The following is a 24,617-nucleotide window of genomic DNA, read 5'->3' on the forward strand; positions in this document are numbered from 1 at the left end:
GGGAGCTATATGTCTTTATTAGAACGTGTTGAAAATTTTTTAGCATATTTCGCTACAAGGGATTTTTTAAAGCTTAACGCTGATAACCGCTATTACCGCATCAATTTAAACGGCATACGGGAATGCGTTGAACATGGTAAGGAGTATTGCACAGCAAGAAACGCTTTCGGCCTTGTTTTGCCTTACCTTGAACATGATGGGATTGAGTATAAAGATGGCTGGGGCTCTGAAAAGCACGACAAGAACACGCTTTTTGCTAACGACGATGGGGAATATCTTTTTATTAAAGCTAGTCCTAAAAAAGGCAAAAGCATCGAGAAAGACCTTCAGGACTGGATTAAATTGGATCGTGTCAATTTTGAGGGGCCCAATAATTATACACGTTATATGCGGCCTTGGCTTTACACCGCCCAGACATCATCAGGCATTGGAGTTCTCTTTCAGGTCTTGGCCGATATAGCGCTTAAGGAAAAACTTAAATGAGAGGCAGAAAACCTAGCACTAAGGACAAGGAAGGGCTAAAGATTAAGCCCGTTACACATGATTGGTTTATTGCCTCATATCGTGATGTATGTTTTCGGTTTAGTGTTGATTTTAGTAGCGACAAGCCTTTATTTGCTTTAGCTGATTTGATAGCAGCCATTTATCAAGAGCCTTCTAATATGGCTGCTACAGAGGTTAAGCAGTTGCCTATGGATGATAAAGAGCATTATGCCTTTAAAGACCTTTATGACAAGTATTTAAAGAAGCGGGCGCTCTTTAGTGATGATGCTATAGGCAGCAGGCAAATAAGGGAGGCAAGCGGGGCTTGTCGTTGGTATGTGAACGGATATCTAGCTAGATTAGCATGCCTGCTGATTGAGCGTATGGGCGAAACTAATGAAGTTAGATACAGGGCAAAAGGCTTGCGTAAAGCTTTAGAAAGCGACGGGCTTGAGGCTAGCATTAAAGCGCAGTTTCAAGTTATTTTAGAAAGCAAGCTAATGCTGCTTAAAGCATACGGCTTGATATAAGGAGTTGCTAGCATGTCAAACTTAAACGTTGATGACCTTTATTACAAGGTCGAGGCTTTAGAGCCATTAATCACTGACTTAAAAGAAGAGTTAGTTACTAAGCGTTATGAGGCTGAGGCAATAAGTTTAAATGCCATGAGCCCAGAGGCTAATATCTTGGATGCTGTAGAGGAATTTTTAGAGCATTACGAGGAAATGTCACACCCCTATAACTGGATTACTGACGGGGAATGGGTTTCTAGTGATTCGTTTTGGAGTTAGCTAATGAGCGCAAATAAGTTTGATGAACCTGCTCAAACAAGTGGCGAGGTTGCTGCTTTTACCACTCAATCAATGAGCGACTTCTTAAACGAAATAGCCGCAAAAGCTAAGACTGAATACAGCAGGGGCCGTATTTTTAAAATGAGGCTCAGGCTAAAAGAGTTTAAAGAAGCTCTTAACAAGGGGATGAACCCTATTAGCGCTAGTGAGCAGGTCTTATTTTTAAGTAGTGAGTTAATAGACTTGGACACGGCCATTAAAAAGGAATCTAGCAAGTGGCAAATGTTACAAAAAGGCCTATTAGGCAAATGAGCACTTCTAATGGCCAGCCCGTTACAGGTATTGATGCGGTTTTGGAAGCTATTAAGCGTTACTTAGAGCAGGAGGCTAACAATGGCAAGTGAGGTTAAGGAATTGCGCAGGGACAAATCAGGGTGCGCTATTACGACTTTTATTGATAACTGCTATAGCGAGGAGCTAGTAATAGATAGGATTTATGTCTATTCACTAAAGGCTAATGATGCAACCAGTATGATTAACATCACTTTCATGAAACTGAAAGATAGCCAGCTGGGTAGAGTGTGTAAGAAGTTTGCCCGCAATGCAAGTCCTATAGTCCATAAAGTAGCGGATGCTTTGGACTGTGATACCAGAGATTTGCCGCTGCTGTTTAATGGCAAAATGATTTTGCTAAATAGCGAAAAGGCTGACGTAATTAACCTAAAATCTAATGAAGTTGAGCGTACTTATATCTTTGATTTATAAGTGGTTAATCTGGTATAATAGAGCGCAATGCAGCTTTTAAAGTGTTGCGCTCAAAACCGTTAAGCAGAGCACAAAACTTTAAAAAGTTCTTGACTTCTTTGCTTAAATGGTTTTTAATTCAATCATGCTTAGTTGCCTAGAAAACAACAAAAGCATGGATCTAGAAAATCCTTTAAGAAAATAGAGCCTAGACTAAGGCTAAAAAGAAGTCCCTAGCATATCGCTGTAAAGCGTTATGGTTAGGTATGACGTGAATATATTGAATAAGCGTCGCCCTTTCCTATTTTCAGGGTTTTTCTAGTACCTAACCGGCCCGCCTAGAAAACGGGTTGCAATAGAAAATGAAAATAGGAGCCCGAAAATGGCTAAAAATATCCTTTCTCAAGTATTCCCTTCTGATACTGCTGTATCTTCCCTTATCACTCAAACCCGTCTAGATGATGTCTTTGTACATTGCGAGACCAACAACAAGCTTGCTATAAGCACCGTTCGTGTTGTTTTCCTTGCAGGCCTTGCGACTTGCAATCCAGCTGTTTTTGATGACATTGCAGCAGGCAAAAACACCCTATCAGACGCTATTGTTGAATCCAACAATTCTGACCTGTTTAATTTTAGGGCTGCTTGCGGCGCTTTTATTAAAGCCTATTTAGCTGCATTAGAAGCTAAAGAGATTCGCCGCTCTTTATTCGAGGGGGAAAGCAAAAACGACTATGTGGCCTTTACAAAGCCTAATGTTGACCGCATTTTAAACGTGATTGCTAAGACCATTGCCGACAATGCTAATAAGTTTGACATGGCTAAGGCTTTCAAGGGTTTTGCAATTATCGCTAACTTCTTATCTAACGGTCGCATTGATGCTGCTCAGGCCGATGCTATTTTATGTTCTTACGGTTTAGTTAAGCCTGTTGCTGAGCAGGCTCAAAAGGATATTGCCACTAACGAGGCTCCAAAGAGCGAGGCTCAAAAGCCTGTTAAATATGATGCCAAGCTTGTAGAGGCTGCTAAGGCCTTGCGTGATGCATATTGCCGCGCTTTATCTGTTCGTTATGTCTATGTGGCTAAAGATGCTTTTACTATCTCTGCTCTTTCTCAAGCTGTAGCTAAGGCTAGTGATTTGGCTGTAGTTGAGGCCGAAGAGACTGGCAAGTATGGTGAAATTATCGCTAAGCATGCTTACTTAGGCCATGGCCGTGTAATTACCCGTTATTTCACTATTGCCCCTGAGTGTCGATTAGCTTTAAAGGCTCAATGTGAGCAAGCTAAGGGCGTGCAAGTTGAGGCCGAGGCTATCGAAGAGCCTAACAACGATGCGCTATTAGCAGCAGACAAGCCGCTAGTTAACGTATTGGGCTTCTTTGAGGTTTACAAGCTTAAAGACGGCTATGAGTTCAATCTAACTAATCTTATCTGCAAGTTCTTGGTATATATCCGTGACAACTTAGCTACAGAGGCGGGCAAGCAGTATGTTGAGGGCGTTTCTTTTAATATCAGCACCGACCAGCGCTATCAAGGCTTTAAGCACGGCACCACTAGCGAGCGCATCAAGGTAAGAGCCTATAACCACTATACAGGCGATTACATGGAGGCCGCAAGGGACTTATATCCGCTTGATTACGTGGTTAATAAGAGCGCCTCATTAAAGTATGTTCTTTTAAACGCTCTTATGGCAGAGGCTGACAATCTGGGCATAAATGAAGACGCTTATGACGATGCTGCTAAGTTCTTAGATATCTACTTTGCTACCTTAAACGACCTTTTAGAGGGCAAGACCGTTGAGGCTGTTAAGCAGGAAGTAGCAAAGCAAAGCGCAGCCGAAAAGGCCGCAGACTTAGAAGCTCAATTTGATGCCATGGCTTACTTAACTGAGGCCGAAGAGCAAAAGATAGGTGAGTACACTTGCAAGATTAATCGCCCTGTTGCCACCGATGAAGAGCGTTATTGGGTTTGTAAGGGTGATTACCTGCAAGAGCATTGCGCTCTTGTGAAGACTGGCGATAACTCTTACAGCTGGACACAGCTAGGCTTTAGTCAGGCTGCAAAGATTTGTGAGGCCGCTGGTGTTAAGATTGACGCTGATTTTAGTCAGGCCTTTTTAAGTACTCCACTTTGTCACGGCGGAGAGAAGGGCCCGCTGCTCAATACTTTAGGCTTTATTAGTGCCTATACCAGTATCTTATTTAGCAACTATGGAGCGGCGGGCGATAGCGCTTATCAGTTAGCCATGGCTTTTGAGCGCAAAATCAAAAAGATGTTTAAGGATTGCCTATACGACAATGGCAATTATATTTACGTGCCGCTTAACTCTTTTGAGGGAGGTTTAGGCAAAGATTACACTTATGACAAAGTGGCTCATATGCTGCTTAAGCTTAGTATTAACATGCTTCCAAAGCTCAAAATCACAGAAGCAAAGATGCGTGAATGTTTGAGCAGCTTCTTAAGGCTCTATAGAGCTATGTTTTACATCTTTGTGCAGGATGATTACTGGCGTTATTCTCAAGACCCAGTAACCCAAGATTACATTTTTACACCTTATTACGACCATAAAGCGCACGCTGCTTAGTCGTACAGCCTCATAGAGGCGATTTAAGCACGTTAGGGGTACAAACATACCCCGCAATCAAATAGGGCCTTAAAACGGACGCTAGAGGCCCTTATTTAACGACTGTGATTTTATGGGGTGTAAAATGGATTTAATCTTTGTTAGCGCAAATAGCTCTTTTGTTGACCAGCCTGCTCTTTATGTTCCAAGCATTACTATTGAAGCAGCAGCAAAGCCTTTAAGTGATAAGGCTGTAATTGGTGCTTTGTGCCCTAATGCTGGCAAGTTCTTAGGCAATAAGCAAGGCGAGGTAATTGGCGGCCATGCCTGTATTGATGATTACTGTTTATTGACTGAGCAGGACATCAAGGACATGAACGAAGCTAAAGATAATGGCTTTGATATTGAGATTGTCCATATGGACGATTTCGAGCTAGAAAACGGCGGCATGGTCTTTGATGATATTGAGGCCGATTTCTATGACTTGTGCCAGCCTCAAATTAGTGAGGTGCGTTTTGCTAATGGTGTTGTTAGTATTGCTAATCGAGAGCAAGATTTTAATGAAGTGCGCTTGCCACTAGCTTCTTTTGACTTCTTAAGCCCTTTTGACCGTCCATTATCTTTGACTAAGTGCAAGCTAAAACTAGCACATGATGTATCAGGCCGTGAGCTTTTATTAAAGCCAATGCAGGCCTTAAATGAGGTTAGCTATTATGGCGCTGATTTGGTCAAATACGTTAAAGACGTTGTTAGTCAGCTAAGCGGATTATTAGAACAGGCCGATACTAGTGAGTTCGATGCTTCCACTTGGTATTATATACAAGAATGGAGGCAGCTAAGTCTACTAATGGAGCAGGTTATTTATGAGCTTGCCAGTGATTTTAGTGATGTATGGTTTTCACCTGCTCAAATCTTATATATGGCTGATAAGTTAAAACTTGATGCTTTGAATGAGCTAGGCAGAGAATTGCTAGTAAGCAAGATTGTAATAGATTAATCTCCACAAATAGCAAGAAGTATGTTAAAGGGGTGTAAAAGCCCCTTTTTTGCATTAAAACATATAGATAAGTTTGAATCTTGTCCAAAATTGCATCTTAAAATAATTTGATATAAATCAGGTGTTGACAACCGAATTTTAATTTTATATACTTGACTTGCTGACTTGATATTATTGCGTCTATAGCACGGTTTTCTTGCATAAATAAGCCGTTTTATAGATTGCAGATATCATATATTTTTTTTAGAAAAATACCTAATTAAAAATTTAAAGTCGAAATTGGATAAATATTAAAAGCTCCTTTGCTTAACGGCGGGGAGCTTTTTGCGTTTATAAGCTATGCAAATATTTTTTGAAAATCCAGAGTTAGGCTATTTGCTAGTGGGCACTATAGCGGCTGCTCTAATGGCTTTCTTGCGTTGCATGCGTTTTGATAGGCGTGATTTTGTTATGGTGATAACTGAATCAATTATGTGCGCAATGATAGCAGCTTCTATAGTTATGGGCGTGCGCTCAATGTGGCATATAGCGACAGCTTGGGCGGTGCCTATAGGTGTAGCCGTGGGCTTTATTGGCACTAGCTTTATTCATGCAGTTATTAAGCGCTTGATAGAGTTCCAAGTAGGACGCTTTACAGGCGGACAAATGCCAGAGCAGGAAAAGACTAAGAGCAAGAATGGTTAATTACTTTTTACAGGGTTTAAATAATGTCTGACGTGTTGACTAGTGAGGAATTAGAGGCGCTAAATAATATTAATGAGGCTGAGCAAGCAAACTATGAGACTTGCATTAACGAACAAGCAGAAAATCAAGCAGAAAACATTGACCCTAATATGTCGTGGCCTCCGCAAGTAGATAATAATCCGCTTGATGATGACTTTTTAAGGGTAGAGCCTCCTTCCGATTTGGTCGAGTATGAGACTTTAGCAACAAGTCAAGACTTCTACCTATACGAACTTTTAAAGCAATTCCCTTACCTTATAGGCGAGGCAATTAAGTGGAGCTTCTTTGCAGAGAAAGAGCAGCCAAAGATGCTGGCTCTAGTAAAAGAGGCTGAGCAAAACGGCGTTGAATCCAAAGCAATTGAGGCGGTAAATCTTGCTACTTCAATATGCTTTAATCTTGGCTGTGCTGATGCTTATATTGAGCAGGCTTTAAAACAGTTTGACCCAGAGATTAACCCAGCAGCTTACAGCGATTCCGCTGGCGGCCCTATTATTAAGGCTTGCTCTTTAAATTTTGGCTTTTCACCTAAAGGCATAGAGTTCACTAAGAAAGAACTAGAAACACGTGCTTACTATAAGAGCCGTTATAAGTGCGTTAATTTGCTTTGCAGCTCAGGCAATACAACAAGCGTAGTTGCTTATGAAAATCTTGGGCTGATTAAAACATGGATTGCTAAAGGTTTAGAAGAGGCTCAAAACGTAAGAGCAAAATTTGCTTATTTAAAGGACAACCAAAACAATGCATATTAGCGAAAAGGGATTAGCTTTAATTAAAGAGTTCGAGGGCTTAGAGTTAAAAGCTTATGTGTGCCCTGCTGGCGTGTTAACTATTGGCTATGGCCATACAGGCCCCGACGTTATTCCAGAAATGGAAATCACTCAAGCCAATGCGGACGACCTGCTAAAAGGTGACTTGCTTATTTTTGAGAAAGAAGTAAGTAAGTTGCTTGAGGGTTTAAACGTATCGCAAGGTCAGTTTGATGCCTGTGTATGCCTAGCCTATAACATTGGCATAGGTAATTTTAAGAACTCTACTCTGCTTAGATTCATTACCTTAGGCGAATACGGCTCTGCTGCTAATGAGTTTGAGCGCTGGAATAAAGCACGAGATGCCGCAGGTAATTTAAGACCATTAGAAGGCTTAACACGAAGACGAAAGGCAGAAAGGCAATTATTTGAGGGCTAAAAATGGATAGCTCAATATATATTGAATTGATGTTAGTGTTTGGAGTTTGTTTTGTGGCTACCTTTGTGGCCACTGGCGTAATAATGGGCTTCTGGCTTGCTACTCTTAACTCAATGCTACACTTTGGCAAAGAGATGATTATCAAACAAGTGGAGTTAAGCAAGCTAAAAGCTACAGCTCAGAACAAACAAGAAAGACCACCAGATTAATTTGTTTTCTTCATTTAAATAAGTCTCCTTACTAAAGCCCTGATTGCGTTTGCAGTTGGGGCTTTTTTGTTGAGTTTTAAAGCAAGTGTATTAGTAAGTTTATTTGCTTTAGGGCTTATCCCTATTTTTGATAATGAGGCTATACATGATTACTCAAGAACGTGAAAGGCGTGCCTTTTATGATTTTCTAAGAGGTCAAATAGCCGCAACTTTATTTAAGACTAACCTAGATAAAGCTCAATGCATAATTACTACAACTAATGGCGATAGATTTAAAGGCGAATTGCTAAGAAGTAGCTTTGCTTTCACACACAATCAAGAAGAGCGCCGTGCGTTTGCTAGGGCTTATAGGCAGCTAAAAGATAGTTGTGGTTATTGGGCTTTACGTGCATACGATGAAATCTAACGGCGGGATATCAACATGATGAAAAGAGAAATTAAAGCAAAGCATTTGCCTAAATCCCTTTGGATTACTTTGCAAGTTGCTTTAGTAGCTACCCTGCTACAAGGTCTATTTTTAGGCGCTTTAGCAGTAGCATCAAACTTTGTGCAATAGGTCATTAAGTGAAGTTAGTTTATACCTTTTTAGCGCTGGGTGCTTTGTGGTTTGTTTATTCGTTATTTAACTATGTTAATGAGTTGCACGACTTTAAGCAAAGCGTTATAGAGCAGTCTAAAGCTTTAGAGGCAAAAGCAAACATTCAAAGCAAAGAGCTTGAGAGCTCACTAATACAGGCTCAAACCAATGCACAGCATAGCATTAGCGATATCAATCGTAATTATAACGAGCTGCTTAATGAGCGGGTGCGCAGCGCCGCCGCAAGTGGTGAGCAAATGCCCGCAGCTTCCAGCGCTACCACCGCAGTTAAGCAAACCAGTTCCAGCAAATCATCTAAAGCAAGTGGAGAGCTTTCTAAGAAGTTATTAAGGTGTGAAGCCCGCTTGCTATATGAGGCTAAAGAGTTCGACATCTTAGCAACTCATTACAACGTTTTATTAAATACTTACGAGCAGGCGAGGTTATTAAATGGCACCAAAGAAAGCAAGCAAAAGTAAATCAGTGCGCAACCCCAAATCAAAGCGCAACCCTATTGTATTTGATTACGATAAGGTTGAGCGATTGGCTGGGCTGGGTTTGTCTCAAGCAAAGATTGCAATTGCTTTAGGGTGTAGCGATAGAACTATTTCCAATAGGCTAAATGATGATACGGAATTTGCCAACGCTTATGCGCGAGGCCGTGCAAGTCGAGAAGTGATAGTAGCTGATAAGTTAGCAGAGAATTGCGACAATGGCGACACCAGTGCTATCAAGTTCTATTTGCAAGCTGTTGCGGGCTGGAAAGAGCGTCAAGACGTTACTATGCAAGCTGAGGTTAAAGCTAGCCACACACTGGATTTAAAAGCTATGAGCGTGGATGAACTGCTAGCGGAGCTTAACAAGTTAGAGGCCGATTAATGGGCGATACAGCTAACGAGATTAAAGCGGAGCTTGCAAGACGCATCAGGGCGGAAATAGCACGGCGCAACGCATCAAACTCATTAGCTGACTTTGTTCTATACACCAAGCCAGATTATCAAATGGGCTGGTTTCATCGTGAGATTTGCGAGGCGCTAGACAGGTTTTTACAAGATGTAATAGACAAGAAAAGCCCCCGCTTAATCATTACAGCCCCGCCACGCCATGGCAAGAGCGAGCTAACAAGCCGCCGCTTTCCTGCATATGCTTTAGGCAAGTATCCAGACTTAGAAATTATTGCCTGTTCATATAGTGCCGAATTAACAAGCCTAATGAACAAGGACGTACAAGGCATCATTGATGATGAATGCTATAACGGTGTATTTCCTGATACTTCTTTGCAAGGCTCTTTGTACGCACCTGATACAGGCGTAAAAGTAGCACGAACAGCAGATTACTTTAAGGTAGTTGGACATAAAGGCCACTATAGAAGCACGGGCGTGGGCGGCTCAATCACTGGCATGGGTGCGCATGTTCTTATTATTGACGACCCTGTAAAAGACCGTGAAAGCGCAAATAGTCCTACTATACGCACTAAAACATGGGACTGGTTTACGTCCACTGCTTTAACACGTTTAGCCCCGGGCGGCGGTGTGATTATTATGTGCACCCGCTGGCACTGTGATGATTTAGTGGGGCACGTGCTACACAATGCAGAGACAGGGCAGGGAGATGCTTATCAATTAGTTAATTATCCTGCTATTGCTGAGCATGACGAAAAGCATCGCCATATAGGTGAGCCATTGCACCCCGAGCGCTTTAATTTAGAAGCGCTAAAAGGTATTAGGCAAAATGTTGGCCCCCGTGACTGGGCTGCTCTATATCAGCAAAGGCCAGTTCCTGACGGCGGCGCACTGTTTCAAGATAGCTGGATACATTACTACAAACCTGATGAACTTCCGCACCTGCACGAATTTAACAAGCTTGTTATTTCGTGGGATATGACATTTAAGGCCACTAATACAAGTGATTACGTTGTTGGGCAGGTATGGGGCCGTAAGGATGCAAATTTCTACTTATTAGACCAAGTTAGAGGCCGCATGGACTTTGTTAAAACTCAAGAAGCATTTGAGGCTTTAGCAAAGAAATGGCCCGACGTGCATCGCAAGCTAGTCGAAGACAAAGCTAATGGCCCTGCTATTATCGCATCGCTTAAATCTAAGGTTACTGGCATTATCCCTATCAATCCAAAAGAATCTAAAGAAGCCCGTGCTAACGCTGTTACGACCTTTTGGGAGGCTGGTAACGTGTTTATTCCTGACCCTTCCATAGCGCCATGGGTAGCACGTGACTTTATACCAGAGCTTTTAAGATTCCCTGCTGACGCTCATGACGACCAAGTAGACGCTATGACGCAGGCCATTAATGACCTAAAAGGCCATAGCAAACAAATACACCCGTCAAACATTGCTTATCTAAATCGCTAGAGTTACACGCTATGAAAAGAAATAATAGAGCCCGTCGACGTGGCAAGATAGCTAATGACGGCTTAACAGATATGCAAAAGTTTAACGCTAATCAAAAGGCGCTAGCTTTTGGCGACCCTGAACCATACCCAGAGCAGGGCAAATACAAGAATATACGTATTAATGACGTATACAGCCTTTTAACTTCAAATAAGCAAGTTATTGAGCCTGCTCTAACATTAGAAGACGTAAAAGAGCGCTTTTCTATCCCTCAGACTTTAGGAGCCCCTAGAGACATTAGAGACGATGAAAAAGAGCGCTTTAATATGACTTTTGATAGCGCTGGCGGTTTTGAGCAGTTGCACGCAACATTGTCGGGGCATTTAGCTGATTTAGGTCAGTTCCCAGTTGCTGGCTTTGTAGGCTATGGAGTTTTGCAAAACCTAGCGCAGAATCCTGCTATTAGCCGTGCTATTAGTGTTGTTGCCGATGAAGTTACCAAGAATTGGATTGAGATTAAAGGCGGCGAGCAGGAAGACGTTCAAAGAGTTAACAAGCTTACCGAATTAGTTGCGGGCCGTTATGACCTGCAAAGAGTTTTTCGCAATGCCGTGCGCATGGTTGGCTTCTATGGAGGCGCTCTAATATTCATTGATACAGGGGCCTCAGGCGATGAATTAAGACTACCTTTACCAATTGAAAAAGGCAACTTAGAGCTAGCTAGAGGCAACCGCTTAAGCTTTAGAGTTATCGACCCTGTTAACGTATCGCCATGCGATTACAACAGCAGCGACCCATTAAGGGCTGATTATATGAAACCTAAAACTTGGTGGGTAGCTGGTCAGCAGGTGCACGCATCACGGCTTTTAGTGCTCTATGATGATGAGCCCCCAACCCTGCTTAAGCCTGCTTATAACTTCTTAGGTATTCCACTGGCTCAAAAGCTAGCCGATAGTGTTGCGCACTGGAATGCAAGCCGCATCACTGTTAACAATCTACTAGAAAAGCTTAGCTTGCTTGTTATGCAAACCAGCGTGGACGAAGCTCTAAGCACAGCAGGCGGCATTCAAATGCTTGATATGCGTATGAAAGCATTAGAGCATCACCGCAATAATAATAGCGTGTTCATGTGCGACAAAGAAAGCGAGGCCGTGCAAAATGTTCAAACTTCAATAGCTGGCGCTGCTGAAATTGTCAAAATGAACAGAGAAGACTTTGCGGCGGCTGTTGGTGTTCCTGGTGTTAAGTTATTCGGCTTAAGCCCAGGCGGATTTAATGCCACTGGCGAAAGCGACCTAAAGAGCTTTTACGACCATGTACGCTCTCAACAAGAAATCTATAGGCCACAAATACAACGCTGTTTAAATGCTATTCAGCTGGTAACTTATGGCGATATCGACAAAACAATTTATTTTGATTTTGCTCAGGTATCCCCAGACAACGGCACCGCAATGACCATGAACAATAGCACAAAGATTAATTCAATTGTTGCTGCTGTTGGTGCTGGCCTATTAAGCGCAGAAGAGGGCAGGGAGTTCTTAAGGCGTGACCCTGATTTAGGTTTAGACTTTATTGATGAAGAGCCGCCCGAGGATTTAGAACAGTCCGATATGGACGATGAAAACAACCCAATGGGAGGCGCTTCTAATGAGCAACCTAATCAAGAATCACCAGACCTAAGCAGCATGCTTAGTCAATTAGGGGGCTAATAATGACACCCTCAGAACGAAGCAAAGCCATGGCCTTAAAAACAGTTATGGCAGTGCAGCCCAGCGTTGGTGATTATAAGGAATTTGCAAAGCTGCTTAGACAGCGATTTAACTTAGAGCTTAAGCGATACAAACAAGCAGCCCTTAAAGCTGCTAAGGAATATATGCGCAGCTCTAAGAACGATTCATTAAGCAGTGATGAATTTGATTTACTGGTAAAAATCCTTATTGAAAGGCAATACCCTTTAAGCTCCAAGCTAGGCTATGAGCTAACCATTAGCGACTACCAAAAGAACAAAGCTCAGCTAATGGCACTTGATGCTTATGAGCGGCCTTATACTTTCAACCGCATTTATGCCGAAAACATGGCCCGTGCCCGTATCTTGTTTAGTCAAGAAAAGGCTAGAGATATCTCTTATTGGTTTTGTCGTAAGGTATTGCGCAACGTCAATCATAGAATGAGGCGCAATCTAGCAAACGCTGGTATTAGTGCGCAATGGTTAGAAAAGCGTTGGACTGTACCAGTAATTAAAGGGCAATACATGTCCCCAGCAGTTGCAAAAGGATTGCCTGACTATGTGGCTAATATGGTCTCTTTGATTACCAAAATGTCTGAACGCTCTCATTTGAAGGTTCAAGAAGCAATAGCTAAAGGCCTTACTAAAGGCTATAACATTCAAGAGCTAGCTAAGAGCATTAACGGACTTGAAAACATGGACACGGCGAGAGCTGAAAGGGTAGCACGTGACCAGAGTTGCAAGCTTAATCAGTTTGTACAACGTGAGAATATGAAAGCTATAGGCATTACGCATGGACGCTGGGTGCATGTGCCTGGCATGTACACCTATAGAGATTCTCATAAGTTCATTTTAAACAATCAAGTATTTGAGCTTGCTAAAGGATTGTACGACCCTGAGGTAGATAAGAATATACAACCGGGTGAACTTCCTTTTTGCAGGTGCATATTTAACGCCGTAATCCCTGATAACTTATTAACCGAGCAAGAAAAATGACCACTATCAAAAACTATAGGCTGGTCGCAAAATCTAGGATTGCTTTTGATGCTGCTAGTAAGCGGGTGTATGACAGAGTTAACGGCTATTTAAGAGTGGCTGATAACCCTTTTACCCGTGAGCAGGTAGCGCAGTATAGAGGCCGTGAAATTCCTAATGGCGAGGCTAATGGCCTAAAGCCTAATGAAATTTATAACGTGTATCGACCAGCATCGGAGCTATCAAAGCCCGAAACAATTGCAAGCCTAAAAGAGATTCCGCTTCTTTTAGAGCATGCAACATACGACCCGCAAAACCCACCTAAAGAGCGGGTAATAGGTGCGGCGGGCTCTAATCCTGTTTGGGAAGCTCCATACCTTAAAAATTCTCTAACTTTTCACAACGCTAAAGCCATTCACTTGTTAGAAAGTGGGGCGATGAAAGAGCTATCGCTAGGCTACTACTATGACCCTGTTTTTAAGAAAGGCACAACCAAAGACGGCCAAAGCTATGATGTGATTATGACCAACATAAGAGCTAATCATATTGCTTTAGTTGAAGAAGGGCGTGCAGGGCCTGATGTGGCTGTGCATGATAGCAAGCCTAAAGACTTTAACAAAGGACTTCAATCAATGGACAAAGACGAAAACAACGCAGTTACCGACAACGATGACAAGATTCAAACACTATTGCAATTAGCAATTGAGTTGGCTAAGCAAAGCGGCGTGCCAGTGCCTGGCAGTGATAGCGATGACGACCCAGCCGAGGATGAGGACGAAGAGGTAACCGACCCAGCCGCCCCAGAAAATAACGGCGCTGAGGATGAGGACGAGGAAGCGACCGAAGACGAGGATGAGGAAACCGCCGAGGACGAGGACGACGACCCAACCGAGGACGAGGGCGAAGAGGTTGCCGAAGATGAGGACGACGACCCAACCGAGGATGAGGACGACGACCCAACCGAAGACGATGATGATGAAGTTGCCGAGGATGAGGGCGAGGACGAGGAAGCAGCCGCTTGCGATAGTGATTTAAGTGATGAGGAATTAGCAGCCTTGTTAAAAGAAAGCGGCTTAAATCCTAATGGCGACCTGATTGAGGGCGTGCGACTTGCTTTGGCTGCTATTGCCAAAAAGAAGGGCCCCGTTGGTGATAGCAAGCACCCTTTAAGAAAGAACGTGAATAACGCCCTTATTTCTGCACGCATTAGCAGAGAGCTTAAAAGATACCGTGCGCAAGATAGAGCTAAGATGCAAGCAGCCCGTGAGGTTAGAGGCGTTTTAGGTAATGTCGATGCCATGGCTTACGACAGTGCAGGCGCTATTTATCGCAAGGCTTTGCGCAAGTCTGGTTACTCTTTAAAAGAGGTCAAGGGAATGAAGTCAGGCGAGGCCCGTGCTTGTTTCCGTGGCTTATCACGTGGCAAGGCAAGCAAGCGCACCCTTGCAAAAGATTCTGCTAAGAGCAAGCGCACAACCAATGCGCAAAAGAGCTTTAACCTTCTTTTGCAAAACATCAAGTAATTAGGAGCTTTTAAATGGCTTTTCAAAGAAATTATAACATGTGGATGCCTCAGGGCTTATCAGGCCAATTGGTATCCATGGAAGGCTTTATCCCTACACCTTACACTTATCTATCTGACGGCACTGTAGAAGTTGGCTCTTTTGCTTTTGAAGACACTGATAAGGCTGGCTATGCAGTTAAGTCTAAAGCAAGTGCACGCTTATTAGGTTTTGTTATTCGCAATCAAAATACTTTTGTTAACACCCCACTTGAGGGCGCAACTTCCAAGTATCCAAACAACGTGCAATTAACCATTGCGCAGCGTGGCGTTGCTTATTACGTGCTACCTACTAGCGCTAGTGGCGTAACCAACGGACAAAGCATTTTATGCAACCCTGCTAACGGCGCTGTAACTTTTGGCGAGGCTGGCGCCGCTAATGATACGGGCTGGGTTGTTTGCTTAGATTTAGCTAATGGTCAGACCACCGCTAAAGAAGGCGATTTAGTTCGTATTCAAAACATTGGTTTAAACAACAAGCCAACAGCTTAAGCAAGGATTGAAAACTATGGAAGCAAAAACCGAAGAGTACTTAGTACACAAATGGACTAAGGGCGAAGTAATCAACGAGGCCAATTTAAACAACATTGAGCAGGGCTTAAAGAAGTCCACCGATGCAATTCGCTCTTTAGAAACCGCAGCTATTGAAGTGGAGACTTTAGAGGCTGGAGAGCAAGCAACTGCTCAGTATGATGCCGCTTCTAATACTTGGTATTTCGCAGTCCCAAAAGGCGACCAAGGCAAGCAAGGCTTACAAGGTGCGCAGGGCGAACAGGGTGCTAAAGGCGATACAGGCGAGCGAGGTTTACAGGGTGCGCAAGGCCCTGCTGGCGTGGCTGGCCCTAAAGGCGACAAGGGCGACACTGGTGCGGCTGGTGCGGCTGGTGCGGCTGGCCCTGCTGGCCCTGCTGGTGCAAGGGGCGAGCAAGGTCAAAAGGGCGAAAAGGGCGACGCTGGTGCCCGTGGAAATTGTTTCCGTGTTGCCAATGCAGCGGTAACCGCAAGCGCAGCAACCAACCCTATTGCAAACTTAACTCCGTCTAATAGCGATATCCCTGTAGCTGTTAATGATTTAGTCATTGATAACACTAAAAAGATTTACAAGATTACAGCTGTTAGCGGCTCCAATTTTACAGCAAGTGCACTTATTGCTACTTTACCTTAAGGGGGTCTAATGGCTATTACAACTATTTCACAGGATATCTTAAAGCGCTTTGGTCTAAAGACCCAGCAGGGCTTAGCATGTTATCCAATGGTCTTTGATTCTAATCAAGAATTTGCCCGTAAAGACCCAAATACAGGCAAAATCATGTATCAAAAGATTAATGTAGACTTTCAAAAGACTTTTGATTACTTTAAGCGCAATAAGCTTAAGCGCATGACTTTTGATGCTGCTGATAGCGTCATTGCTCAAACCGCCCCTAACGTTGGTTTTAACTTAGCACAGTTAACCTTCTTTAATCCTAACGTCATTCCTACTTTAATGTCCGAAGACGTTACTAGTCAGTTGTTAAAGACTGAGACTGTCGGCTCTTTTGTAACACAGAAGCAAACATTCCAGTTTAAAGAGTTTTATGGCGGCGTTCAAACCTATGACGATTACAACACCGCTCCGACTGCTGGCGTAAACTATGATAGCGTATCTTTAGACCAATACCGTTTTGAGAGCTCTATCATTTATGGCGATACCGAAGTAGAAGCCGCAGCTATGGGCGGCCTTAATTTAATTGCTGACCTCCAAGAAGCTTTAGCTGATACTTTTGCTAAGTCTCATGAGCGTATTAATTTATATGGTGTAAAGGGCATGGCCACTTATGGCTTCTTAAATTACCCTCATTACCCTAGCGCTCTTAATGCAATAAGCGTAAAGCTAAGCAACGGAACAAGCTCCGCAAAATGGGCTGATAAGTTTGGCGATGCTCAATCAGGCGCTAATTATATTGCCAATGACATTTTAACCTTGTTTGGCTCTGTTCGTACCACTACCAAAAATCTAGTATCCCCGTCTAATTCCTTTATCTTAGCAGTGTCCCCAGCCGATGCTAATTATTTAGAGGCCCGCAATAGCTATGGTATTGGTTGCCTAGAAATCATTAGAAAGACCTTGCCTAATTTAGAGGTTGTTGTATTGCCTCAATTAGAGAACTCTGGCTCTGGCCGTAAAGTTTACTTATATCCAACTTCTATCAAGAATCAAGAAGTTGGTACTTTTGCAGTAACTGAAAAGATGACTATAGGCAAGTTGATTGACCAGCCTAAATCAAAGTTACAAACCGCAAGAGCTGGTACATGGGGTTGCATTATTAGACACCCTGCTGTATTTGGCACTTTAGTAGTAAGTTAGAAATTTGGAGCAAGTGAGCAATGGCAAAACAAAAGGCATCAGAGGTAAACGTAGTTAATAATAGCGATGCTGTAATTAACGAAGGCAAGGCATCTAAATCGGCTTTATCTGGGGCCGATGTTGTTTCTTTGGTAAGCTGCTTAGAAAGTCCACGCAAGTTTTATCTAAACTCAGTCAATGATTACGTTGAAATTCCTAGCGCTCAAAGCATTGAGGATACAAACGGCATCTTAAGAGCTGACGGGCGAAGCGTTTTATTTACAATGAAGCGCAATGAGTGGGAAGAGCTTAAGGCACTCTATAGCAATAGCCAAGCTTTTGAAAATGGGCTTATTAGCGAGTGCTCAGACAGTGAGTATAAGGACAAGGACAAGCAAGCCGAATTAGCCCAGCAAGAAACAGGTTACGAAGCTGCTGAGACCGACAAGAAAGAAACCAAGCTTTAAAGGTGTTGTATGAGTGTTGTGCTTTTTGATTACGAACAATTTTGCGCAATGTTCCCGCATATTGATATGCAGGGTTGGACGCAAGAAGCGGCTCAATTGCAATGGAGCATAGCAGAGCAAATTGTAGGAAATACAGACAATACTAGCTTTGCACCTTATGACCCTAGCAAAAACGTATTTGAAAGGCGCACACTCTTATATCTTGCTTTGGCTCACTTGCTCCAAAGCACCAAAGCAAATCAAGCTTATGGAGGTTTGGGCGGTCGTTTGTCTAGTGTTAGCGAGGGCTCTGTAAGCGTAAGTATTCAGCCTTATACCGCTAAAAGCTCAACGGCTGAGTACTGGGCGACCACACCAGAGGGCTTGCAGTATTGGCTACTAACTGCAAAGTACAGACTAGGCGGACGCTTATACACTTCAAAAACTTACCACCCTTGGACTTAAAGAGGCTTGCATATCATTGCAGGCCTTTTTTGTTATTGGAGGCAAGGCTAATGATAGCTAATAAAATGCAAGAAGCTGTAAGTAAGCTTAGAAAAGACATGTTGCAAAGTATTGGCACTGCTCAAAAGGCCGAAGTGGGCATAAGCGACGAATCAATAGCGCAGTATGCTGTTTATCAAGAATATGGCTGGGTGCAAAGAGTTACAGGCAAGCAGGCAGCATGGTTTGCAAATCAAGGTGTAAACCACCCGCCACGCCCCGGAAACTCTTTAGTATTGCCGCCCCGTCCATTCTTTAGAGCGACTATAGACGCTTGTAGCGAAGACTGGAGCAAATTATTTGTTAGAACTTTAAAGGCTTTGGGCCCTGATGAATTTCTAACTGCTTTACAGCTAACAGCCCAAAAAGCAGCCGAAGACTTTAGAGACACGGTGCGCAATGGCGGAACTAGCAAAGTAAAGTTTGAAGACAGAGCACCCCTTACAATGGAGCTTTATCAGCAGCAATCAGCCACTACAAGCAAGGGCAATGCACGCAGGATTAGCGGCGGCAATGTAAGTACTACACAGCCATTAGTTAAAACTGGTGCCATGCTTAACGCTATTGGCTGGAATTTAAAGAAGTAATAATATGGCAAAGCGAACAAAAGTTACTAAAAGAGAAATTGATTTAGCAACGGGCGTGGTTTTAGGTCATATTATTTATGATGCCATGAGCGACTTAACCCGCATGATTATTGCTGACGAATTGCGCTGGATTACAATCCACCCTAATGGCAAGGGCGCTAAGCTAAGCAATGGCGAAGAGAACGTAAAAGGCAAGCCCGTGCTTATTGATACGGAAACGGGCAAAATTGTGGGCGGCGCTATTCCTCAGAGCCTGCACGGTGTAAGACTGCAAAGCAAAGAAGAGCGAGAGAAAAACGGCTCTAAGAGCTTTAAGGACATCATTAAAGAAGGTAAAGAAAAACAATCTTTACAACCTAATAACAATCATGATTTGCAAACTTCTAATAGCGAAAATCAAGCCGACCAACTTGCAAAACTAAAGGCACCAGTTAGAAACTTTAGAAGTGATATTATAAAACAATTAGGCGATGATGTTTATACTAGCGTTCCTTACATGAGTGCTCCGTCTTTTAATAGAAAGTCATTAGAGTTGTCGTCAAAGGCCTTAGACCCAAGCATAGATAAATGGAGCTCCGCAACTGGCTTAAGCTTTGACAGTAAAGACGAGCAAAAAGCTTTTTTAGATTTAGAGCGGCAAGTTTATGCCTTTAAAGGTGCTCATATGCTTAGTTCTAATTGGAAAAGCACACGCAGATCTTTGCACCAAGATTACACTATGGAGCAACAATCGCTTGATGAAGGTCTGGCGTTAGAAAAAAGATACAAGTCTGTTTTAAAGTCTCAAGTTAAACAGCAACAGCCACAATTAACTGAAAGCCTACAAGGCAGCGCTAACCAGATTACAAATATTACTAACTCTCTTTCTAAATGCCTTGCTGGTTTAGATGAAAAAGAACGAGACCGCAATTCATATGTATTGCAGGCTAATATTCATACGGCTTTAAAAACCTTTGCCCCTGGGCTGGTTGATGTGGCTAAACAAGTTAGCCAGATAAAATCTTTAGAATTGTATAGAGATTCACAAGATTTAGATGTCTCTATCTTAAGTCAATCAACAGTAAATTATTTGCAAGCCAGCGTCAATTTAGCAGTTGTTAAAGCTATGCAACTAAGAAAAGAAGAACTAAAAGACGCTCTTGATGTTGATGCGGCTCATCTATCAAATCTTGAAAAACAATGCAAAGCTCAATACAAACAAGCAAAGGCCCATATATGTGCGGACTATAATACTTTGCGGCCTAGAGATGCTGTTATTACTGATATGAATGTGGCTAAAAGCCAAAAGTTAGGAGCGTCTTCTTACATGCCTCAAAATCTAGCAGGCCAACCAAAAGGGCGGGCAATGGATTTTGAACAGGCTAACCAAGGCAGAGCTAATCCTAATTTTAAGACTGATGTAAAATGTAGAGATTCGCTTCACGGAGAAGTAAACCCTTATACAATTAATTGTCAATCTTGTGTTGTAGCTAACGAAATGAGGTTTAGAGGGTATCAAGTGTCAGCACAGCCAAATGTTGAGGGGAAAAACAGGTGTAATGAGCTCTCTCATAATGTTTCTTCTATTTGGAGAGACCCAGAAACGGGCGGCTCCCCTACAGTTATAGCCCTTGACAGTGTTCATGAGCTTAAAGCTTTAGTACACACTAATGAACGATATCATCTGTTTTGGGGGTGGCGCAATAGAGATAGCGGGCATATAGTTACAGTGCATAGAGACACGAATGGACAAGAGCCTGTAATTTATGACCCTCAAACAGGCGAAACGAGATCTATTGGTGATTTTGTTCGCAAATATGGCGATTCTACCGAAAAATTAAAAGCCTACCGTGTAGATAATTGTGAAATTGTTGAAGATTTAGCTAATGGTGTCTTGACTTCTGACAAAGAAGGCGTAATGTTTGGTCTAAAACCAACCTTATAAAGGGGCTTTATGATTAATCAGAAAAAATTAGAGCAACATTATTCGAGCTCTGGATGTGATGCTATTTATTGTGGCTTACATGAAGGCAAACCGCTTTTATATAAAGACTTTAAAAACGGCGGCGCTATAGGCTTTCCTATGTTTTTACTATGCGATCCTAAAGATCCTTTTAATAGGGACAAAATCCAGATAATTACAGACACAAGCCTAGAGTTGTTTAAAAAATCGCATGATGTATTGGACAAAAGAAGCAAAAAGTAAATAAAGGCCCCTATTATGGGGCTTTTTTATTGCCTGTTAACTTAGGTTATCAGCTAAGCAAAAGGCTAAATAAGTGCTAACAGCAAGGCAAGTGTAAATTATGAAGCAAGATAGTTTAGATAAAATCCTAGCATGCCTATTTGCGCTTGCTAAGCATAGAGGCATAGCTTGTGATGATGCTAAATGGATTACTTACCACCCAAAAGGCAAGGGCGCTAATGGTGAAAATAAGGGCCGCAAATGCCTGATTGATGAAACCACGGGCCAAATTATTAAGGGCGGCCCGCCTAATAGCGCTGGTAAAAACATTAAGCAAGCTTTTAAAGACCTTAAAGAGCAGAGGAAGCAAGCTAAAGCACAAAGCTCTTCTAATGCCACTCAAAGCAACGCAGCGCAAACCAATGTGCAAAGCGCTGGACTTACTGAGCAAAGCGCACCCCACGCAGAGCTAGAGAGCAAGCAAAAGGAAATTGAAGAGCTTAAAGCTCAGATTGAAAAGCTTAAGCAAGGCTTGCCTGCTCAGCATGATGTTAAGATTGATACCAGCTTGCCTGAAAAGATTCCTAATGACGTGGTATTGCAAAACCGCAATCGCTCTAATATGGCCTCCGTGCTACAGATGCAAGAAATTGCTAAGAATCTTGATTACTACAAAGTAGGAACATCTAACGATTTTAATAGCGGGTGCCCTGTTGTTTCTTTTGGCTCTTATGATGCTAAGGACATGGGCAAAACCACAGTATTAGCCACCCCAAAAGGCGAGCGCTTGCAAGTGCAATATGCAGTGGTCGAAGCTGACAGCGTGACCACTTCTAACGATAAGAGCGGCGTTGCTAATGAGAAATACAACAGCTCTGACCCTAATATTAAAAGGGCTATTGCTGGTAATGGTCGAATGACTGCTATAGCTACTAGTTACGATGCTTATCCAAGTAAGGCTGAGCAGTACAAACAAGATTTAATAGCTAATGCAGGTGAGCACGGTTGCGACCCTGAAAGAATTAAGGGAATGAAAAACCCTGTATTAGTTCGAGTGATGCAACCTAAGGACGTTACTAAGGACATTGGCGACCAAACTAATATTACTCAAGGCTTAACACTGAACGCAGTGGAGCAAGCAAGAACTGACGTTAGTCGCATGAAAAATGCTAGCTTTGAAACATACGAAGACGGAAGCCCGACCGTTGAAAGTGTTAAGAGCTTTATTGCGGGACTTCCAAGAAACGAACAAGCTGGCTTATTGACCAAAGAGGGCCAACCAACACGCACGGCGCAAGATAGATTACAAAACGCCATGATGATGAAAGGCTACAATAATGATTATCTTGTGCGCATGCGTGGACAGGCGATTAACCCAGAGGGCAAAAATATCATTAATGCACTGTCTAACGCCTCCAAAGCTTTTGCAGGTTTAGAGGGCGCTGGCGAGTATGATATTAGACCTCAGCTAAACAAGATGCTAGACCAGTTCGTACAAATGGACGTAAAGGGCGGGCGTGATTTTATGTGGCATGCCGAATTAGGCGAGAGCAATAAAGATACCGCCCTGATAGCAGACATTGCTAGAGCTGTTGCTAATAATAAACGCTCTGCTGCAAAGCTTACTACAGTATTTAAGACTTTAGGCGAGCACTTGCAAAAGGCAAGCGAAAGCAAAGAATTTCACTCTATGCAAGGCGGCTTAGGTTTTGGTCTGGTCGATATGAGCAAGGAAATACGCAGCCCTAACGAAGTGATTAAAGCTGCTTTAGAAGATGCTGAGCGCAAGATTAAGAACAAAGAAACAAAGAGCCAATCAAGCAACATGGGCGGCTTATTTAACTTTGATTCTAAGCTTGCTATTGATTCCATTGGTAGTAATAGTAATTTTGATAAAGGTTTTGGCTTTGTTATTGGCTTACTTATTGGCAAAATACAAAGACAAATCGATGCATCTTTTTAAGGACTGTTATCAATGGCAAAAGGCTTGTTAATTACTTTAGAAGGTATTGAGGGTTGCGGCAAAAGCACGGCTTGTAAGTTCATTTATGAATGGCTTACAGGGCTGGGCTTAAAGGTAGCTACTACTAGAGAGCCTGGCGGCACTGCTTTAGGTGAGAAAGTGCGCTCTATTTTGCTAGATGAAATAAGCAATTTAGATTCAAGTGCAGAGTTGTTTTTGTTTGAAGCAGCCCGTGCGCAGCTATGCAAAGAAGTGCTTAAACCTCAATTAGAGCAAGGCGCTATTGTTTTGTTAGACCGTTTTTGCGCTTCTACCATGGCCTATCAAGGCAAGCATAGCCATAATCTCAACATAGAGGCCACTAAATCGCTTAATCTTGTATCGCCCTATGGTGATATATGTTTACTGTTTGACTTAAGCGTATTACATAGCCGTGCACGGACACAATCACGGGCTAAAGCTGACTTAATTGAACAGCGCAGCAATGACTACTTTGAACAAGTAAGAAACAACTATCTTGAGCTTGCTAAAGAGCACTCTAAATTTATCAAGCTTATTGATGCTGCTCAGGACTTAACAAGCGTACAAAAGCAAATCAAATTGGCTATTACTCCATTGTTGCAAGAACGTGGTTTTATTGAGAGGTGCCAAATGAATGATTAACTTACATGCTATAGCTAACCACGTCATTAGCAAGATATACCCTAATGATGATTTTATTGCTATTAGATGCACTGGCTATGCTAACCATATCGGCGTAATAGATTACTTCTATGGAGATTGCGAAAAGGTTAGTGGGCAGGTGCAAACACTAAACGGCGATGAATTACAGCAAGCTAATGAAATTATGCAAGGTGAAATATCACGCAAGATTTTCATTAGCACTAAAGGCCCGCCATTAACAGCAGGCCGAAGAGACACGCAAGAAGGCGCAAGCTATTTATTCCAAGTAAATAACAAGCGCTTTTGGAAGGTGTACACCATAAGCGAAGATTACACCAAATGCGGCTGGGGCCTGTTGTTTATTAGTCAAGTGCCAATAGAGCTAACGCCGCAAAATGTAATTGAGGCTTTAAAAGCAAGCGGCTTTGTAACCAATGCTGATATCTTTACGAATGAGGCAAACAATGGACAAAGCAATTATTAATAAACCGCCTGATAAGCCTAATGAAAAGCTTAGCAATGACGTATTGGGGTGTACTTATCGCTTTATCTTAGAACATGCTTTTGATAGGTGTAATGGAGAGCTTAAGCAATTAAGCCATAATCAAATCTTACGAGGCTGGCAACATATGGCCATCGCCCCTAAATTTGATGAATTTTGTGTAATTACTTCTATTAGTCAAACTAGACACGGTACACCTATTCACAATTATGCCCCTAATGCTAACGATAATTCAGGCTCTTTAGGCATTCAGCATCTTTTGCTGCATAACGTACAAATTGACTTCTTTTGTAATCCAAAATCAAGCTCTGACAACCGAGCTTATGAGCGTGCTTTTATAGTTGCTGCTCTGGCCAATTCTACTGAATGCGCTGCAATATTCCAAAGCTACAACCCTTTAATTAGTTGCTTGTATAGCGATGAAATACTTAACTTTAGCGAAATAGATGAAATGCATCAAATGCGACACCGTTATAGCGTCACACTGCATTTATCTGAGGTTAAAACGCACACCATGCCGCAGCATTTTGTTAGCGCTCTGGGACTACATACAAACAATGTAAATCAAGATTTTTGTGAGGTCTAA

General features: G+C 42.5%; 30 protein-coding genes. All 30 read left to right on the forward strand.

Going from position 1 to position 24,617, the window contains the following annotated elements:
* Nucleotides 1–9 precede the first annotated feature (9 nt).
* The 30 genes from MXE38_RS04320 to MXE38_RS04465 all read left to right on the forward strand — a co-directional run bounded on the left by MXE38_RS04320 (nucleotide 10) and on the right by MXE38_RS04465 (nucleotide 24,617).
* Entirely contained in the window at nucleotides 10–483 is a 474-nt protein-coding gene (locus tag MXE38_RS04320) for a hypothetical protein (protein ID WP_246912277.1), read from the forward strand.
* Between the two features lie 179 nt (nucleotides 484–662).
* Nucleotides 663–1,013, forward strand: a complete 351-nt coding sequence (locus tag MXE38_RS04325) for a hypothetical protein (protein ID WP_246912280.1) — start codon at nucleotides 663–665, stop codon at nucleotides 1,011–1,013.
* 12 nt (nucleotides 1,014–1,025) lie between these two features.
* Nucleotides 1,026–1,274 carry a hypothetical protein gene (locus tag MXE38_RS04330; RefSeq protein ID WP_246912281.1) on the forward strand — a complete coding sequence of 83 codons (249 nt, stop codon included), beginning with the start codon at nucleotides 1,026–1,028 and terminating at the stop codon, nucleotides 1,272–1,274.
* Nucleotides 1,275–1,277: 3 nt separating this feature from the next.
* Nucleotides 1,278–1,586 (forward strand): hypothetical protein, encoded by a 309-nt coding sequence (locus MXE38_RS04335; RefSeq protein WP_246912283.1) that lies wholly within the window; start codon nucleotides 1,278–1,280, stop codon nucleotides 1,584–1,586.
* Between the two features lie 81 nt (nucleotides 1,587–1,667).
* Nucleotides 1,668–2,039 carry a hypothetical protein gene (locus tag MXE38_RS04340; protein WP_246912285.1) on the forward strand — a complete coding sequence of 124 codons (372 nt, stop codon included), beginning with the start codon at nucleotides 1,668–1,670 and terminating at the stop codon, nucleotides 2,037–2,039.
* A 361-nt stretch (nucleotides 2,040–2,400) separates the two neighbouring features.
* On the forward strand, nucleotides 2,401–4,599 hold the full coding sequence (locus MXE38_RS04345; RefSeq protein ID WP_246912290.1) for a hypothetical protein: 2,199 nt from the start codon (nucleotides 2,401–2,403) through the stop codon (nucleotides 4,597–4,599).
* A 124-nt stretch (nucleotides 4,600–4,723) separates the two neighbouring features.
* The gene (locus MXE38_RS04350; RefSeq protein ID WP_246912293.1) at nucleotides 4,724–5,575 is read left to right on the forward strand and encodes a hypothetical protein; all 852 of its coding nucleotides are present in this window, start codon (nucleotides 4,724–4,726) and stop codon (nucleotides 5,573–5,575) included.
* 339 nt (nucleotides 5,576–5,914) lie between these two features.
* Nucleotides 5,915–6,259: a phage holin family protein gene (locus MXE38_RS04355; RefSeq protein ID WP_246912298.1), complete on the forward strand. Its 345-nt coding sequence runs from the start codon at nucleotides 5,915–5,917 to the stop codon at nucleotides 6,257–6,259.
* Between the two features lie 23 nt (nucleotides 6,260–6,282).
* Nucleotides 6,283–7,050, forward strand: a complete 768-nt coding sequence (locus MXE38_RS04360; RefSeq protein ID WP_246912300.1) for a hypothetical protein — start codon at nucleotides 6,283–6,285, stop codon at nucleotides 7,048–7,050.
* Entirely contained in the window at nucleotides 7,040–7,486 is a 447-nt protein-coding gene (locus tag MXE38_RS04365; RefSeq protein WP_246912302.1) for a lysozyme, read from the forward strand. The genes MXE38_RS04360 and MXE38_RS04365 overlap by 11 nt, the downstream gene beginning before the upstream one ends.
* Nucleotides 7,487–7,488: 2 nt before the next feature.
* Entirely contained in the window at nucleotides 7,489–7,695 is a 207-nt protein-coding gene (locus tag MXE38_RS04370; RefSeq protein ID WP_246912304.1) for a hypothetical protein, read from the forward strand.
* 145 nt (nucleotides 7,696–7,840) lie between these two features.
* Nucleotides 7,841–8,101, forward strand: a complete 261-nt coding sequence (locus MXE38_RS04375) for a hypothetical protein (RefSeq protein WP_246912307.1) — start codon at nucleotides 7,841–7,843, stop codon at nucleotides 8,099–8,101.
* A 158-nt stretch (nucleotides 8,102–8,259) separates the two neighbouring features.
* Nucleotides 8,260–8,751: a hypothetical protein gene (locus MXE38_RS04380; protein WP_246912310.1), complete on the forward strand. Its 492-nt coding sequence runs from the start codon at nucleotides 8,260–8,262 to the stop codon at nucleotides 8,749–8,751.
* Nucleotides 8,723–9,151, forward strand: coding sequence for a hypothetical protein (locus MXE38_RS04385; RefSeq protein ID WP_246912320.1), 429 nt, complete (start codon nucleotides 8,723–8,725; stop codon nucleotides 9,149–9,151). The genes MXE38_RS04380 and MXE38_RS04385 overlap by 29 nt, the downstream gene beginning before the upstream one ends.
* Complete coding sequence (gene terL / locus MXE38_RS04390) at nucleotides 9,151–10,638, forward strand: phage terminase large subunit (protein ID WP_246912327.1); 1,488 nt, start codon at nucleotides 9,151–9,153, stop codon at nucleotides 10,636–10,638. The genes MXE38_RS04385 and terL overlap by 1 nt, the downstream gene beginning before the upstream one ends.
* An 11-nt stretch (nucleotides 10,639–10,649) precedes the next feature.
* Nucleotides 10,650–12,326, forward strand: a complete 1,677-nt coding sequence (locus MXE38_RS04395) for a DUF1073 domain-containing protein (RefSeq protein ID WP_246912329.1) — start codon at nucleotides 10,650–10,652, stop codon at nucleotides 12,324–12,326.
* A 47-nt stretch (nucleotides 12,327–12,373) separates the two neighbouring features.
* Nucleotides 12,374–13,339, forward strand: coding sequence for a phage minor head protein (locus tag MXE38_RS04400; protein WP_246912332.1), 966 nt, complete (start codon nucleotides 12,374–12,376; stop codon nucleotides 13,337–13,339).
* Complete coding sequence (locus tag MXE38_RS04405; protein ID WP_246912341.1) at nucleotides 13,336–14,841, forward strand: DUF2213 domain-containing protein; 1,506 nt, start codon at nucleotides 13,336–13,338, stop codon at nucleotides 14,839–14,841. Before MXE38_RS04400 ends, MXE38_RS04405 begins: the two co-directional genes overlap by 4 nt.
* Nucleotides 14,842–14,855: 14 nt before the next feature.
* Complete coding sequence (locus tag MXE38_RS04410) at nucleotides 14,856–15,371, forward strand: hypothetical protein (protein ID WP_246912344.1); 516 nt, start codon at nucleotides 14,856–14,858, stop codon at nucleotides 15,369–15,371.
* Nucleotides 15,372–15,387: 16 nt separating this feature from the next.
* Nucleotides 15,388–16,044 carry a collagen-like protein gene (locus tag MXE38_RS04415; RefSeq protein ID WP_246912347.1) on the forward strand — a complete coding sequence of 219 codons (657 nt, stop codon included), beginning with the start codon at nucleotides 15,388–15,390 and terminating at the stop codon, nucleotides 16,042–16,044.
* A gap of 9 nt (nucleotides 16,045–16,053) precedes the next feature.
* Entirely contained in the window at nucleotides 16,054–17,223 is a 1,170-nt protein-coding gene (locus MXE38_RS04420; protein WP_246912350.1) for a major capsid family protein, read from the forward strand.
* A gap of 20 nt (nucleotides 17,224–17,243) precedes the next feature.
* Nucleotides 17,244–17,669 (forward strand): hypothetical protein, encoded by a 426-nt coding sequence (locus MXE38_RS04425; RefSeq protein ID WP_246912353.1) that lies wholly within the window; start codon nucleotides 17,244–17,246, stop codon nucleotides 17,667–17,669.
* 9 nt (nucleotides 17,670–17,678) lie between these two features.
* The gene (locus MXE38_RS04430; RefSeq protein WP_246912356.1) at nucleotides 17,679–18,113 is read left to right on the forward strand and encodes a DUF4054 domain-containing protein; all 435 of its coding nucleotides are present in this window, start codon (nucleotides 17,679–17,681) and stop codon (nucleotides 18,111–18,113) included.
* A 50-nt stretch (nucleotides 18,114–18,163) separates the two neighbouring features.
* Nucleotides 18,164–18,739, forward strand: coding sequence for a hypothetical protein (locus MXE38_RS04435; protein WP_246912358.1), 576 nt, complete (start codon nucleotides 18,164–18,166; stop codon nucleotides 18,737–18,739).
* Between the two features lie 199 nt (nucleotides 18,740–18,938).
* A complete protein-coding gene (locus tag MXE38_RS12515; RefSeq protein WP_246912360.1) occupies nucleotides 18,939–20,663 on the forward strand; it encodes a toxin glutamine deamidase domain-containing protein in 1,725 nt (574 codons plus the stop codon).
* A 9-nt stretch (nucleotides 20,664–20,672) separates the two neighbouring features.
* Nucleotides 20,673–20,924, forward strand: coding sequence for a hypothetical protein (locus tag MXE38_RS04445; RefSeq protein ID WP_246912362.1), 252 nt, complete (start codon nucleotides 20,673–20,675; stop codon nucleotides 20,922–20,924).
* Nucleotides 20,925–21,024: 100 nt separating this feature from the next.
* Nucleotides 21,025–22,866, forward strand: a complete 1,842-nt coding sequence (locus tag MXE38_RS04450; RefSeq protein ID WP_246912364.1) for a hypothetical protein — start codon at nucleotides 21,025–21,027, stop codon at nucleotides 22,864–22,866.
* Between the two features lie 12 nt (nucleotides 22,867–22,878).
* Entirely contained in the window at nucleotides 22,879–23,529 is a 651-nt protein-coding gene (gene tmk, locus MXE38_RS04455) for a dTMP kinase (RefSeq protein WP_246912366.1), read from the forward strand.
* On the forward strand, nucleotides 23,522–24,013 hold the full coding sequence (locus MXE38_RS04460; RefSeq protein ID WP_246912369.1) for a hypothetical protein: 492 nt from the start codon (nucleotides 23,522–23,524) through the stop codon (nucleotides 24,011–24,013). Before tmk ends, MXE38_RS04460 begins: the two co-directional genes overlap by 8 nt.
* The gene (locus MXE38_RS04465) at nucleotides 23,994–24,617 is read left to right on the forward strand and encodes a hypothetical protein (RefSeq protein WP_246912373.1); all 624 of its coding nucleotides are present in this window, start codon (nucleotides 23,994–23,996) and stop codon (nucleotides 24,615–24,617) included. Before MXE38_RS04460 ends, MXE38_RS04465 begins: the two co-directional genes overlap by 20 nt.

Origin of the sequence: Anaerobiospirillum sp. NML120448 (genome assembly GCF_023050945.1) — a bacterium.
GTDB lineage: Bacteria > Pseudomonadota > Gammaproteobacteria > Enterobacterales > Succinivibrionaceae > Anaerobiospirillum.

Bases quoted from the DNA above. Each gene is read 5' to 3' on its own strand.
- MXE38_RS04320 (WP_246912277.1), top strand. From the start codon at position 10: ATGTCTTTATTAGAACGTGTTGAAAATTTTTTAGCATATTTCGCTACA.
- MXE38_RS04325 (WP_246912280.1), top strand. From the start codon at position 663: ATGGCTGCTACAGAGGTTAAGCAGTTGCCTATGGATGATAAAGAGCAT.
- MXE38_RS04330 (WP_246912281.1), top strand. From the start codon at position 1,026: ATGTCAAACTTAAACGTTGATGACCTTTATTACAAGGTCGAGGCTTTA.
- MXE38_RS04335 (WP_246912283.1), top strand. From the start codon at position 1,278: ATGAGCGCAAATAAGTTTGATGAACCTGCTCAAACAAGTGGCGAGGTT.
- MXE38_RS04340 (WP_246912285.1), top strand. From the start codon at position 1,668: ATGGCAAGTGAGGTTAAGGAATTGCGCAGGGACAAATCAGGGTGCGCT.
- MXE38_RS04345 (WP_246912290.1), top strand. From the start codon at position 2,401: ATGGCTAAAAATATCCTTTCTCAAGTATTCCCTTCTGATACTGCTGTA.
- MXE38_RS04350 (WP_246912293.1), top strand. From the start codon at position 4,724: ATGGATTTAATCTTTGTTAGCGCAAATAGCTCTTTTGTTGACCAGCCT.
- MXE38_RS04355 (WP_246912298.1), top strand. From the start codon at position 5,915: ATGCAAATATTTTTTGAAAATCCAGAGTTAGGCTATTTGCTAGTGGGC.
- MXE38_RS04360 (WP_246912300.1), top strand. From the start codon at position 6,283: ATGTCTGACGTGTTGACTAGTGAGGAATTAGAGGCGCTAAATAATATT.
- MXE38_RS04365 (WP_246912302.1), top strand. From the start codon at position 7,040: ATGCATATTAGCGAAAAGGGATTAGCTTTAATTAAAGAGTTCGAGGGC.
- MXE38_RS04370 (WP_246912304.1), top strand. From the start codon at position 7,489: ATGGATAGCTCAATATATATTGAATTGATGTTAGTGTTTGGAGTTTGT.
- MXE38_RS04375 (WP_246912307.1), top strand. From the start codon at position 7,841: ATGATTACTCAAGAACGTGAAAGGCGTGCCTTTTATGATTTTCTAAGA.
- MXE38_RS04385 (WP_246912320.1), top strand. From the start codon at position 8,723: ATGGCACCAAAGAAAGCAAGCAAAAGTAAATCAGTGCGCAACCCCAAA.
- terL (WP_246912327.1), top strand. From the start codon at position 9,151: ATGGGCGATACAGCTAACGAGATTAAAGCGGAGCTTGCAAGACGCATC.
- MXE38_RS04395 (WP_246912329.1), top strand. From the start codon at position 10,650: ATGAAAAGAAATAATAGAGCCCGTCGACGTGGCAAGATAGCTAATGAC.
- MXE38_RS04400 (WP_246912332.1), top strand. From the start codon at position 12,374: ATGGCAGTGCAGCCCAGCGTTGGTGATTATAAGGAATTTGCAAAGCTG.
- MXE38_RS04405 (WP_246912341.1), top strand. From the start codon at position 13,336: ATGACCACTATCAAAAACTATAGGCTGGTCGCAAAATCTAGGATTGCT.
- MXE38_RS04410 (WP_246912344.1), top strand. From the start codon at position 14,856: ATGGCTTTTCAAAGAAATTATAACATGTGGATGCCTCAGGGCTTATCA.
- MXE38_RS04415 (WP_246912347.1), top strand. From the start codon at position 15,388: ATGGAAGCAAAAACCGAAGAGTACTTAGTACACAAATGGACTAAGGGC.
- MXE38_RS04420 (WP_246912350.1), top strand. From the start codon at position 16,054: ATGGCTATTACAACTATTTCACAGGATATCTTAAAGCGCTTTGGTCTA.
- MXE38_RS04425 (WP_246912353.1), top strand. From the start codon at position 17,244: ATGGCAAAACAAAAGGCATCAGAGGTAAACGTAGTTAATAATAGCGAT.
- MXE38_RS04430 (WP_246912356.1), top strand. From the start codon at position 17,679: ATGAGTGTTGTGCTTTTTGATTACGAACAATTTTGCGCAATGTTCCCG.
- MXE38_RS04435 (WP_246912358.1), top strand. From the start codon at position 18,164: ATGATAGCTAATAAAATGCAAGAAGCTGTAAGTAAGCTTAGAAAAGAC.
- MXE38_RS04445 (WP_246912362.1), top strand. From the start codon at position 20,673: ATGATTAATCAGAAAAAATTAGAGCAACATTATTCGAGCTCTGGATGT.
- MXE38_RS04450 (WP_246912364.1), top strand. From the start codon at position 21,025: ATGAAGCAAGATAGTTTAGATAAAATCCTAGCATGCCTATTTGCGCTT.
- tmk (WP_246912366.1), top strand. From the start codon at position 22,879: ATGGCAAAAGGCTTGTTAATTACTTTAGAAGGTATTGAGGGTTGCGGC.
- MXE38_RS04460 (WP_246912369.1), top strand. From the start codon at position 23,522: ATGATTAACTTACATGCTATAGCTAACCACGTCATTAGCAAGATATAC.
- MXE38_RS04465 (WP_246912373.1), top strand. From the start codon at position 23,994: ATGGACAAAGCAATTATTAATAAACCGCCTGATAAGCCTAATGAAAAG.